12 protein-coding genes are annotated in these 12,229 nt (G+C 71.7%); 8 read left to right on the top strand and 4 right to left on the bottom strand.

Annotated elements, in window-relative coordinates; all coding sequences use genetic code 11:
* Positions 1–41: 41 nt before the first annotated feature.
* The 3 genes from mmpB to ACFVQ0_RS10895 all read right to left on the bottom strand — a co-directional run bounded on the left by mmpB (position 42) and on the right by ACFVQ0_RS10895 (position 2,049).
* Entirely contained in the window at positions 42–170 is a 129-nt protein-coding gene (mmpB, locus tag ACFVQ0_RS10885) for a morphogenic membrane protein MmpB (protein WP_260255621.1), read from the bottom strand.
* Positions 171–244: 74 nt separating this feature from the next.
* Positions 245–451, bottom strand: coding sequence for an acyl-CoA carboxylase epsilon subunit (locus ACFVQ0_RS10890; RefSeq protein ID WP_123461254.1), 207 nt, complete (start codon positions 449–451; stop codon positions 245–247).
* A 14-nt stretch (positions 452–465) separates the two neighbouring features.
* Complete coding sequence (locus ACFVQ0_RS10895; RefSeq protein ID WP_390086625.1) at positions 466–2,049, bottom strand: acyl-CoA carboxylase subunit beta; 1,584 nt, start codon at positions 2,047–2,049, stop codon at positions 466–468.
* Positions 2,050–2,182: 133 nt separating this feature from the next.
* Here ACFVQ0_RS10895 and ACFVQ0_RS10900 point away from each other — a divergent pair, with 133 nt between their 5' ends.
* The 5 genes from ACFVQ0_RS10900 (at position 2,183) to hutH (ending at position 8,139) form a co-directional block, all read left to right on the top strand.
* A complete protein-coding gene (locus ACFVQ0_RS10900) occupies positions 2,183–3,046 on the top strand; it encodes a biotin--[acetyl-CoA-carboxylase] ligase (RefSeq protein WP_390086627.1) in 864 nt (287 codons plus the stop codon).
* Positions 3,047–3,178: 132 nt separating this feature from the next.
* Entirely contained in the window at positions 3,179–4,363 is a 1,185-nt protein-coding gene (locus ACFVQ0_RS10905) for an adenylate/guanylate cyclase domain-containing protein (RefSeq protein ID WP_390086629.1), read from the top strand.
* Positions 4,364–4,430: 67 nt separating this feature from the next.
* Positions 4,431–5,243 (top strand): enoyl-CoA hydratase/isomerase family protein, encoded by an 813-nt coding sequence (locus ACFVQ0_RS10910; RefSeq protein ID WP_390086631.1) that lies wholly within the window; start codon positions 4,431–4,433, stop codon positions 5,241–5,243.
* 129 nt (positions 5,244–5,372) lie between these two features.
* Positions 5,373–6,530, top strand: coding sequence for a diguanylate cyclase domain-containing protein (locus ACFVQ0_RS10915; protein ID WP_390087762.1), 1,158 nt, complete (start codon positions 5,373–5,375; stop codon positions 6,528–6,530).
* Between the two features lie 58 nt (positions 6,531–6,588).
* On the top strand, positions 6,589–8,139 hold the full coding sequence (hutH, locus tag ACFVQ0_RS10920) for a histidine ammonia-lyase (RefSeq protein ID WP_390086633.1): 1,551 nt from the start codon (positions 6,589–6,591) through the stop codon (positions 8,137–8,139).
* Between the two features lie 36 nt (positions 8,140–8,175).
* On the opposite strand, the gene ACFVQ0_RS10925 is transcribed toward hutH, so the two are convergent.
* A complete protein-coding gene (locus ACFVQ0_RS10925) occupies positions 8,176–8,475 on the bottom strand; it encodes an LPXTG cell wall anchor domain-containing protein (RefSeq protein ID WP_390086635.1) in 300 nt (99 codons plus the stop codon).
* A gap of 119 nt (positions 8,476–8,594) precedes the next feature.
* Here ACFVQ0_RS10925 and ACFVQ0_RS10930 point away from each other — a divergent pair, with 119 nt between their 5' ends.
* From ACFVQ0_RS10930 to ACFVQ0_RS10940, 3 genes are all read left to right on the top strand, one after another.
* On the top strand, positions 8,595–9,029 hold the full coding sequence (locus ACFVQ0_RS10930; protein WP_390086636.1) for a hypothetical protein: 435 nt from the start codon (positions 8,595–8,597) through the stop codon (positions 9,027–9,029).
* 297 nt (positions 9,030–9,326) lie between these two features.
* The gene (locus ACFVQ0_RS10935; protein ID WP_390086638.1) at positions 9,327–10,592 is read left to right on the top strand and encodes an Ig-like domain-containing protein; all 1,266 of its coding nucleotides are present in this window, start codon (positions 9,327–9,329) and stop codon (positions 10,590–10,592) included.
* Between the two features lie 158 nt (positions 10,593–10,750).
* A complete protein-coding gene (locus ACFVQ0_RS10940) occupies positions 10,751–12,214 on the top strand; it encodes an ABC transporter permease (RefSeq protein WP_390086640.1) in 1,464 nt (487 codons plus the stop codon).
* The last annotated feature ends 15 nt before the right edge of the window (positions 12,215–12,229 follow it).

Raw genomic sequence — 12,229 nt, forward strand, 5'->3', positions numbered from 1 at the left:
CAGCCGGTGCGGGCGGCCCCGCCGCCGGGGGGGCCGCATCGTCACCGGGTGCCGCTCACGAACATCGCGACCACCATGGCCAGCGCGAGCACCAGACCCACGCGCCGCATCATGTCCTGGGCGTCGCGCAGTTCCTTCGGCGGCTTGTTCTCGGGATCGGACCACAGCATGCCTCCGATCCTGCTGCGGGGGGCCGAGCCCGCGCCTGAGTACGCGTACTCAACAACCGCCCGGCCCGTACCCGCTAACCGGGCCAGTACGTACGCGCCCAGGCGCGCGGTCCCGGCAGATGGCGGCCGCGCCGGGCGACCCGGCCGGGGTCGGACCACTGTCCGGGCAGCTCCGGGGCTCCGGACGAGACGGCGGCCACCGCGGCGGCACGCGCCTGGACGACCGCGAGCGCGGCTGCCAGTTCTTCCGGGGTCGGGTTGCCCCGTACGACCTTGATCATGGCCAGAGCCCTTTCTAGAGAGGGATGTTGCCGTGCTTCTTCGGGGGCAGCGACTCCCGCTTGGTGCGCAGCTGACGCAGTCCCTTGACCACGTGCGCCCGGGTGTCGGAGGGCATGATCACCGCGTCCACGTAGCCGCGTTCGGCCGCCACGTACGGGTTGAGCAGCGCGTCCTCGTAGTCCGCCATCAGCTCGGCGCGGGTGGCGTCCTGATCCTCCGCGGCGGCGATCGTGCGGCGGTGCAGGATGTTGACGGCGCCCTGGGCGCCCATGACGGCGATCTGGGCGGTCGGCCAGGCGACGTTGATGTCGGCGCCCAGGTGCTTGGAGCCCATGACGTCGTACGCGCCGCCGAACGCCTTGCGGGTGATCACCGTGATCAGCGGGACGGTCGCCTCCGCGTACGCGTAGATCAGCTTGGCGCCGCGCCGGATGATGCCGCCGTACTCCTGGTCGACGCCCGGCAGGAAGCCCGGCACGTCCACGAACGTCAGCACCGGCACGTTGAACGCGTCGCAGGTGCGGACGAAGCGTGCGGCCTTCTCGCTCGCGTTGATGTCCAGACAGCCGGCGAACTGCATCGGCTGGTTGGCGACGATGCCGACCGGATAGCCCTCGACCCGGCCGAATCCGGTGAGGATGTTCGGCGCGAACAGGGCCTGGGTCTCCAGGAATTCACCGTCGTCCAGCACGTGCTCGATCGCGGTGTGCATGTCGTACGGCTGGTTCGCGGAGTCCGGGATCAGCGTGTCCAGCTCGCGGTCCACTTCGGTGACCGCGAGGTCCGCCTCCTCCGGGAAGGACGGGGCCTCGGAGAGGTTGTTCGACGGGAGGTAGGAGAGCAGCGACTTGACGTACTCGATGGCGTCCTTCTCGTCGCCCGCCATGTGGTGCGCCACCCCGGAGGTGGTGTTGTGGGTGCGGGCGCCGCCCAGCTCCTCGAAGCCGACGTCCTCGCCGGTGACCGTCTTGATGACGTCGGGCCCGGTGATGAACATGTGCGAGGTCTGGTCGACCATGACCGTGAAGTCGGTGATCGCGGGGGAGTAGACCGCGCCGCCCGCGCACGGCCCGACGATCAGCGAGATCTGCGGGACGACACCGGAGGCGTGCACGTTGCGCCGGAAGATCTCCGCGAAGAGGCCCAGCGCCGCCACGCCTTCCTGGATACGGGCGCCGCCGCCGTCGTTGATGCCGATGACCGGGCAGCCGGTCTTCAGCGCGAAGTCCATCACCTTGACGATTTTCTCACCGTAGACCTCACCGAGCGAGCCGCCGAAGATGGTGAAGTCCTGCGAGTACACGCAGACGGGGCGGCCGTCGACCGTGCCGTAGCCGGTGACGACACCGTCCCCGTACGGCCGGTTCTTCTCGATCCCGAAGTTCGTCGAGCGGTGCCGGGCGAACTCGTCGAGCTCGACGAAGGAGCCCTCGTCCAGCAGCAGGTCCACGCGCTCGCGCGCCGTCAACTTGCCCTTCGCGTGCTGCTTCTCCACCGCGCGGGCGGACCCGGCGTGGGTCGCCTCCTCGATGCGGCGCTGCAGGTCCGCGAGCTTGCCCGCGGTGGTGTGGATGTCGGTCTCTTCCGGCTCGGACATCGGGTTGCGGCTCCCTGCCTGGTCACGGGGACGACTGTGCTGCTGATCAGCGGATGAACAGCTACTGCCCCGTAGCGTATCGGCGCGGATACGGTTCGGCAGTGCGTCGTTTGACACACCTAGGGTGGCTTGCATGACACCCTCGGATGCGTCTCACAACCGTTGGTCGGACCTGGACCGGCCGCCCCTGAACGTTCCCGCGCTGCGGCGTGGTCTGCTCCGGCCGGACGGCCTGTGGAGCGCCCTCGACGTCGTGGACGCCACCGGCTCCACCAACTCCGACCTCGCGGCGCGCGCCGCCGGGCTCACCGAGGGGACCGTGCTGGTCGCGGAGGAGCAGACCGCGGGGCGCGGACGGCTCGACCGGACCTGGACGGCGCCGGCCCGGTCCGGCCTCTTCTTCTCCGTCTACCTGACGCCGGGCGCGGTGCCCGTCCAGCGCTGGGGCTGGCTGCCGCTGCTCACCGGGGTCGCGGTGGCGACGGGCCTGGCGAGGTCCGCGGGCGTCGACACGGCACTGAAGTGGCCCAACGACCTGCTGGTCACCGTCGGCACGGAGGAACGCAAGGCCGGCGGCATCCTGGCCGAGCGCGCCGGGGACGGCGTCGTCATCGGCATCGGCCTCAACGTCTCCCTGCGCGAGGACGAGCTCCCCGCCCCCACGGCCGCCTCGCTCGCCCTGGCCGGGGCGGTCTCCACCGACCGCGAGACGCTGCTCAGGGGCGTGCTGCGGTCGCTGGAGCAGTGGTACGGGAAGTGGCGCGCGGCGGACGGGGACGCGGCCGCGAGCGGCCTCCAGGAGGCGTACGCGGCCGGCTGCGCGACGCTCGGGCGCACCGTGCGGGCCCAGCTGCCGGGCGACCGCACGGTCACCGGGGAGGCGGTGGCGATCGACGGGGACGGGCGCCTGGTCCTGTCGGCCGGCGACGGGCTCCAGGAGCCGGTCTCGGCGGGCGACATCGTGCACCTGAGGGGCGTCGGAGGCGGTCTGACCTGAGAAGCCCGCCGAGCGGCGCGCCCGGGTCGGGGCGGACTGAGGACGTGAGGTAGGGCACACCTGCCGTATCGTTGAGGCGATCCACCGACAGATCGGCAGGGCAGTGCGCAGGGAACGGGCAGGAGGCGGCTGGTGACCGTCGACGACACGACGTCCGGCGATGGCTCGGAGCCCTCGTCGGACCCATCGGTCCACGCGACACCCCATCACGAAGTCGACCACACGGCAGAGCCGACCGACGACCCCCTCGCGATCAGGCTGGAAGCGCTGATCCTGGGCGCCGACCGGCGCTACACCCCGTTCCAGGCCGCCCGCACCGCGGGCGTCTCGATGGACCTGGCGTCACGCTTCTGGCGGGCCATGGGCTTCGCGGACATCGGCCAGGCCAAGGCGCTGACCGAGGCGGACGTGCTGGCGCTGCGCCGGCTCTCCGGTCTGGTCGAGGCCGGGCTGCTCAGCGAGCCGATGGCGATCCAGGTGGCCCGGTCCACCGGGCAGACCACCGCCCGGCTGGCGGAGTGGCAGATCGACTCCTTCCTGGAGGGCCTGACCGAGCCGCCCGAGCCCGGCATGACCCGTACCGAGGTCACCTATCCGCTGGTCGAGCTGCTCCTGCCGGAGCTGGAGGAGTTCCTCGTCTACGTGTGGCGGCGCCAGCTCGCCGCCGCCACCGGCCGGGTCGTCCAGGCGGCGGACGACGACGAGATGGTCGACCGGCGGCTGGCCGTCGGCTTCGCGGACCTCGTCGGCTTCACCCGGCTCACCCGCCGCCTGGAGGAGGAGGAGCTCGGCGAACTCGTCGAGGCCTTCGAGACCACCTGCGCCGACCTGGTCGCCGCCCACGGCGGCCGGCTCATCAAGACCCTCGGTGACGAGGTCCTCTTCGCCGCCGACGACGCGGGCACCGCGGCCGAGATCGCGCTGCGCCTGATCGAGGCGATGACACTGGACGAGCAGATGCCCGCGCTGCGCGTCGGCATCGCGTTCGGCACGGTCACCACCCGGATGGGCGATGTGTTCGGCACCACCGTGAACCTCGCCAGCCGGCTCACCTCGATAGCGCCGAAGGACGCCGTCCTGGTGGACGGGGCGTTCGCACAGGAGCTGACCCGTACCGGCGACGCCCCCGCCTCCGAGGCGCGGGCCGCGGAGGAGGCCGCGGCCGCCGCCGAGCGCGCCGGCCGGGAGGGCGCGGACGGCGAGGAGCCGAGGCCCGTGCCCAAGTACCGCTACGGGCTCCAGCCGATGTGGCAGCGCCCGGTGCGCGGCCTCGGCGTCGTGGAACCGTGGCTGCTGGCCCGTCGCGGCGGCTCCTGAACCTCGCCCCGACGACACGCCCTAGGATCCCTCCGGTAACGCTCGTTAACCGAACAGGGGTGCAGCCATGACCGTCACGTCCGAGCAGCGGTTCGGGGAGTTCGTCGTCGTACGGGGTCACGAGGGCCTGGACCACGTCGCCGAGCTGGTCCTCGACCGGCCCAGGGCCATGAACGCGGTGTCCACGGACATGGCGCGCTCGATCGCCGCCGCCTGCGCCGCGCTCGCCGCGGACCCGGACGTACGGGTCACCGTCCTCACCTCCAGCCACGAACGGGCCTTCTGTGTGGGGGCGGACCTCAAGGAGCGGAACTCCTTCACCGACGCGGACCTGGTGCGGCAGCGGCCCACCGCCCGCGCCGCCTACACCGGTGTCCTCGAACTGCCGATGCCGACGATCGCCGCGGTGCACGGGTTCGCGCTCGGCGGCGGTTTCGAGCTGGCGCTGTCCTGCGATCTGATCGTGGCCGACGCCACCGCGCTGGTGGGCCTGCCCGAGGTCTCCGTCGGGGTCATCCCGGGCGGCGGCGGCACCCAGCTGCTGCCGCGCCGGATCGGCGCGGCGCGGGCGGCCGAGCTGATCTTCACCGCCCGCCGGGTGGAAGCGGCGGAGGCCCGCGAGCTGGGGCTGGTCGACGAGCTGGTGGCGGCGGGCGAGGACCGCTCGGAGGCGCTGGCGCTGGCCGGGCGGATCGCGGGGAACTCCCCGGTGGGCCTGCGGGCGGCCAAGCGGGCGCTGCGGCTCGGGCACGGGCTCGATCTGCGGGCAGGCCTGGAGGTGGAGGACTCCGCGTGGCGCTCCGTGGCCTTCTCCGGCGACCGTGCGGAGGGGGTCGCCGCGTTCAACGAGAAGCGGAAGCCGAACTGGCCCGGGGAGTGACCGCTCACTACGGGCCGTGATTGGTGACTCTCCGGAGTTTCCTCGTGACGCATATAACGCGTATCAACTTAAACTGGGGCAATGGGTGATGATGCGCGGCTCCGGGCCGTGGTTTCGCTTGCACAGGCGATGGCGGCGGCGCACACCCCGCGGGGGTGCTGGCGGGCGGCCGCGCTGGGGGCGTGCGAGGCGCTGGGCGGCAGCTTCGCCGCGCTGTCGGTCTGGGAGCGCGGACGCGGGCGGCTGCGGGTCCTGGTGAACGCGGGCGACCGGGCCGAGGGGGAGGAGGAGTTCCCCGACGAGGAGACGTACCCGGTGCACCAGTTCCCGGAGATCACGGAGTTCCTCCACGAGCGGTGGGCCGGGGGCGGCGAGCCGGACGCCTGGGTGGAGACGGCCGACGGGCCGGTGGAACCGGGGCCCGCGGACGGTGGCCGGGAGGCCGGGGCGGCGGGTGCGCACGGTTACCGGCAGGGCTACTGCCACCAGCGGGTGGCGGCCCTGCGCCGGCGCGGGCGGGGCTGCTGCGTGGTGGCGCCGATCGTGCTGCACGGCCGGGCCTGGGGCGAGCTGTATGTGGCGCGGCCGGTGGGGGAGCCGGTGTTCGGGCGGGCGGACGCGGACTTCGCCACCGTGCTGGCCGCCGTGGTGGCCGCCGGGATCTCCCAGACGGAGCGCCTGGAGGAGGTGCGCAAGCTGGCCTTCACCGACCCGCTGACCGGTCTCGCGAACCGGCGGGCCGTCGACATGCGCCTCGACGAGGCGGTGGAGCGGCACCGGGCGGACGGCTCCGTGGTCAGCCTGGCCGTCTGCGATCTCAACGGGCTGAAGAAGGTCAACGACACCCACGGCCACGCGGTCGGAGACCGTCTGCTGGAACGTTTCGGCTCGGTGCTGTCCCGGTGCGGCGCGATGCTGCCCGGGGCGCTGTCCGCCCGGCTCGGCGGGGACGAGTTCTGTCTGCTGGCGGTGGGGCCCGGCGCGGACGAGGTGGTCGCGGTGGCCACCGAGCTGTGCGAGCGGGCGGCCGGGCTGGAGTTCGGCAACGGGGTCGCCTGCGGTATCGCCTCCACCGGCGACCCGATCGGCCCGGTGGTCTCCGCGCGCAGGCTGTTCCGGCTCGCGGACGCGGCGCAGTACCGGGCGAAGGCGGCCCGCTCGCTGCGGCCCGTGGTGGCGGGGCGCGACGGAGAGGTGATCCGGCTGGCCGACTCCCCGCCCGAGGCCGCCCACGACCGCCGCCGGCTGCGCGGCAACCGCCCCTCGGCCGAGCCGCCCGATCGGTAAGGGGTCAACCCGGCGACCACTAGTGACATGAAGAGATTCAATCCGTACGCTTCTGAATATGGATATGCATACAGTCGTGGTGGGGACGTCCGGTACCACCGCCCAGGACGTCATCGCCGTGGCCCGCGGCAACGCCCGTGTCGAGCTCTCCGCCGCCGCGGTGGCCGCGCTCGCCGCCGCCCGCGAGGTCATCGACGCGCTCGCCGCGAAGCCCGAGCCGGTCTACGGCGTCTCCACCGGATTCGGGGCGCTGGCCAGCCGCCACATCAGCCCGGAGCTCCGCGCCCGGCTCCAGCGCAACATCGTCCGCTCGCACGCCGCAGGCATGGGCCCGAGGGTCGAGCGCGAGGTCGTCAGGGCGCTGATGTTCCTCCGGCTGAAGACGGTCGCCTCCGGTCACACCGGCGTACGGCCCGAGATCGCGCAGACCATGGCCGACGTCCTGAACGCCGGGATCACACCCGTCGTTCACGAGTACGGTTCGCTCGGCTGCTCCGGCGATCTGGCACCGCTCTCGCACTGCGCGCTGACCCTGATGGGCGAGGGCGAGGCGGAGGGCCCCGACGGCACCGTGCGCCCCGCGGGCGAGCTCCTCGCCGCCCACGGCATCACCCCGGTCGAGCTGCGCGAGAAGGAGGGCCTCGCCCTCCTCAACGGCACCGACGGGATGCTCGGCATGCTCGTCATGGCCATCGCCGACCTCCAGAACCTCTACACCTCGGCGGACATCACCGCGGCCCTCTCCCTGGAGGCGCTGCTCGGCACGGACAAGGTCCTCGCCCCTGAGCTGCACGCCATCCGCCCGCACCCCGGCCAGGGCGCCAGCGCCGACAACATGCTCCGGGTGCTGGCCGGTTCGGGCCTCACCGGTCACCACCAGGACGATGCCCCGCGTGTCCAGGACGCCTACTCGGTGCGCTGCGCCCCGCAGGTCAACGGCGCCGGCCGGGACACCCTCGCCCACGCCGCCCTCGTCGCGGACCGCGAGCTGGCCGCAGCCGTGGACAACCCGGTGGTGCTTCCGGACGGGCGCGTCGAGTCCAACGGCAACTTCCACGGCGCGCCGGTCGCGTACGTCCTGGACTTCCTCGCGATCGTCGCCGCCGACCTCGGCTCCATCACCGAGCGCCGCACCGACCGGCTGCTGGACAAGAACCGCTCGCACGGGCTGCCGCCGTTCCTCGCGGACGACGCGGGCGTCGACTCGGGCCTGATGATCGCCCAGTACACCCAGGCGGCCCTGGTCAGCGAGATGAAGCGGCTCGCCGTACCGGCCTCCGCCGACTCGATCCCGTCCTCCGCCATGCAGGAGGACCACGTCTCGATGGGCTGGTCGGCGGCGCGCAAGCTCCGTACCGCCGTGGACAACCTCGCCCGGATCGTCGCCGTCGAGCTGTACGCGGCCACCCGCGCGGTCGAGCTGCGCGCCGCGCAGGGGCTGACCCCGGCGCCCGCCTCGCTGGCGGCCGTCGAGGCGCTGCGCGCGGCCGGTGCGGAGGGCCCCGGGCCCGACCGCTTCCTGTCGCCGGACCTGGCCGCGGCGGACGCCTTCGTGCGCGCGGGCGGGCTCGTCGCGGCGGTGGAGCCGGTGACGGGGAAGCTCGCCTGAGGCCTGCCCGGAGGAACGCCCGCTGCCGCGTGAGGGTCAGTGCGCAGGCAGCGGGCCCGTGCGGCGGGTGGAGTAGGTGACGAAGCCCGCGCCGATGCCCAGGAACGCCATGCCCCCGATCAGGTACGGGGTCGTATCGATCCCCGTCCCGGTGTCCGCGAGCTTCTCGCTCTGCGCGTCGGTGGCGCCCATCGCCTCGATGGCGGCCGTCCGGTCCGGTGCGTCCTGGGCCCCGGCGGTCTCGCCCGTCGCGGTGGCCGTCGGAACGAACCAGAGGGCGCACAGCAGCGTTCCCGCGGCAGTGGCGGTCAGGAGCGGGCGGCGGGTGCTGGCCACGGAATCGATCCCCCTTGTGACAGCCGCGAGTTAGGGCTGCGGCCGGTGCTGCGGGCGATGCTAGTGAAAGCAGCGGGTCGTGGGAAAGCCGGGGCGGCCGGGAGCTTACGCTCCGGCGTATGAGCACATCTGAGACGTCACGTTATGTTCGCCTTCGGGTCGAAATGGTGTTGGAGATCACGGACGCCGATGCCCTGAGCGGAACCGCTCTGGAGAGCCTCGCGGCCGAGTACGGCGAGCCCGGCGGAGATTCCGCCGAGGAACGCACGCATGCCGAGACCGCGGTACGGGAAGACGGTGCGGAGGCCCTCGCCTCGCTGATCGACCCGTTCGACCTGGTCAGCGAGGTGCCCGGGGTCGAGCTGACCCAGGCCTCCTGGAGCAGCGAGAGCATCGCCTACGACCCGCGGGACCCGGAGGGATGGGACCTCGACGAAGACGATGACGACGACGGTGACGAGGAGTACGGGGACGAGGACGGCGAAGACGCCTCCCGCGTCCCGCACAATGGGGAGGAGAACGACGACGACGGCAGTGCGGAGCGGCGGGCGTAACGGGTGGAGAGCCACCGGCCCCGGCCCGTCTCCGGCGGCCCGGGGCCGGTGCGTGTGACAGCCGGCCCACCGGATCGCGAAGCCGCCGCACAACAGGGCCGGACACCGGCGGCACCCACGTGGTGGAGCACAGAACCACCGCACGGGAACCACCGCGGATACCGATACGCCGATGAGTGGTGTTCCCCACATCCCCCGCGGATGTGGAACGGGTAACCCTTTCAGGGGGTTCTTGGAATATTGACGGGTATCGCCGGTCAACGGCCTGGCTCGGGGTTTTTGGGGATTTCGGCAACGATGGAGAAGCGTGTGATGACGGACAGCAAGCGGCGCAAGGGCCTCATGGCCGCGTCCGCACTGCTCGGCGGCGTGCTGGTGCTCACTGCCTGCAGCGACGACGGCGACAAGGGCGCGAGCCCCGACAGCTCGAAGAAGTCACAGGCGGCCGAGGTCGACAAGGCGGCGGCCGAGGAGACCTCGGAGGCGCAGATAGCGATCTCTCCGAAGAACGGCGCGACCAACGCGAGCATCAACAACGACGCGAAGGTCACCGTCGCCAAGGGCAAGCTGACGGTCGTCACGATGACCACGGCGGCCGGTGCGAGCGTCAAGGGCACCCTCTCCGCCGACGGCACCACCTGGAAGCCGGACGCCCAGCTGGAGCGCTCGACCACGTACAAGATCAACGCCACGGCGAAGGACTCGAAGGGCCGCGAGGCGCACGAGAACTCCTCCTTCACCACCGTGTCGCCCGCCAACAGCTTCATCGGGAACTTCACCCCCGAGGACGGCTCCACCGTCGGCGTCGGCATGCCCGTCTCGATCAACTTCAACAAGGCGATCACGGACAAGAAGGCCGTCCTGGACGGCATCACCGTGACGTCCAGCAGCGGCCAGCAGGTCGTCGGCCACTGGTTCAACTCCCAGCGTCTGGACCTGCGCCCCGAGGACTACTGGCAGGGCGGCTCCACCGTCACCCTGAAGCTGGCGCTGGACGGCGTCGAGGGCGCGGACGGCGTCTACGGCGTGCAGCAGAAGACGGTCACCTTCAAGGTCGGCCGCAACCAGGTCTCGACCGTGGACGCCAAGACGCACATGATGACCGTCACCCAGAACGGGAAGACGGTCAAGACCATCCCGATCTCCGCCGGATCGCCCGAAAACCCCACGTACAACGGACAGATGGTGATCTCCGAGAAGTACAAGGAGACCCGGATGGACGGCTCCACGGTCGGCTTCACGGACGACGACGGCAAGGGTGAGTACGACATCAAGGACGTGCCGCACGCCATGCGGCTGTCCACGTCCGGCACCTTCATCCACGGCAACTACTGGGGCAAGGGCATCTTCGGCACCGCCAACACCAGCCACGGCTGTGTCGGGCTCGCCGACGTCAAGGGCGCGGGCGACGCCGGCCAGCCCGCCGCCTGGTTCTACAACAACTCCATGATCGGTGACGTGGTCGTCATCAAGAACTCCCCGGACAAGACCATCCAGCCCGACAACGGCCTCAACGGCTGGAACATGAGCTGGGCCCAGTGGACGGCGGGCTCCGCGGCCTGACCGGACGCGCTGTCCGCGCCGATCCCCTCACCGCAGGCGGCGGCACCCCGATCCCCACGGATCACGGGTGCCGCCGCCTGCGGCGTATGCGGAGCGTTCTCATCCGTCTCTCATCGTGGCCTTAACCCACCATCACAACCGCTCCATAACCTCGCGCCATGTTCTTCACCTACCTCCGGCGCGAGCTGCGCCGCCGCAGAAAGGCGGCGCTCGTCGTCGCCTCGGGGCTCGGCCTCGGCATTGCGCTGGTCATCATCGTCAGCTCGGTCTCCTCCGGCATGAGCAAGGCCCAGGACAAGGTCCTGGAATCGCTGTACGGCCTCGGCACCGACATGACCGTCACCAAGGCGGCCGCGGCGCCCGGTTCCGGCACGGAGCGGCCCAGGTTCGAGTTCGACGCCAAGGAGAACGGCGACGACTCGACGCAGAGCACGGACCGGGTGATGGTCCAGGGCTTCCAGACGCTGGCCGCCACCACGGTGGACAAGGTGGGCAAGCAGGACGGCGTCGCCGACGCCGTCGGCGGACTGAGCATGACCGTCATGAAGGTGGACGGGCAGTTCAAACGCGGTGAGTTCAAGCAGGACGGCGGTACGTCCCAGGGCGGCCGGGGCGGCTTCGGGGGCGGCGGCCAGCCGCAGGGCGAGGTCAAGGGCGGCGGCGCCTCGTTCGACGTCAACTCCTACACGGTCTACGGCACCGACGTCACCAAGCAGGACCTGGGCCCGCTCACCTCCTCGAAGATCACCGCGGGACGTACCTTCAAGTCCACCGAGACCAACGGCAAGGTGGCCGTCGTCGACGCCGCGTACGCCAAGGAGAAGAAGCTCACCGTCGGCAAGACGGTGACCGTCCACGGCACGAAGTTCACGATCGTCGGAGTCTCGGCGGCCGACAGCGGCGACGCGGCCGCCAACCTCTACATCCCGCTCCAGCGGGCCCAGACCCTGGCGGACGCCAAGGACAAGGTCACCACGGTCTACGTGAAGGCCGCGGACTCGCAGCGGATCGACGGCGTCAAGACCGCCATCCAGAAGAACATCACGGGCACCACCGTCACCACCTCCGCCGATCTCGCCGACACCGTCTCCGGCTCCCTGTCCACCGCCTCCGACCTGGCCTCCAGCGTCGGCAAGTGGCTCTCCATCGCCGTACTGATCGCCGCCTTCCTGGTGGCCGGGCTGCTCACCTCCTCCGCGGTCAGCCGCCGGGTACGGGAGTTCGGCACGCTCAAGGCCCTCGGCTGGAAGAGCGGCCGGGTCACCCGCCAGGTCGTCGGCGAGGCCCTCGTCAACGGGCTGATGGGCGGCGTCCTCGGCATCGCGGTCGGCCTGGCCGGCGCGTACGCCGTCACCGCCGTCAGCCCCACCCTCACCGCCCAGCTCGGCGCCTCGGGCGGCTCCGGGGGCGGCGGCTTCCGCGGCGGAATGATGGGTGGCGGCGGACCGGGCCGGCAGAGCGCCGCCAAGTCCCTCGACATCGCGCTGACCGCGCCCGTCTCCCTCTCCGTCATCCTGATCGCCGTCGCCCTGGCCGTGGCGGGCGGGCTGATCGCGGGCGCCTTCGGCGGCTGGCGCGCCTCCAGGCTGCGCCCGGCCGACGCCCTGCGCCGCGTCGAATAGTCCGCCCGCCCACCG

The organism is Streptomyces sp. NPDC057900, assembly GCF_042887885.1.
GTDB lineage: Bacteria > Actinomycetota > Actinomycetes > Streptomycetales > Streptomycetaceae > Streptomyces.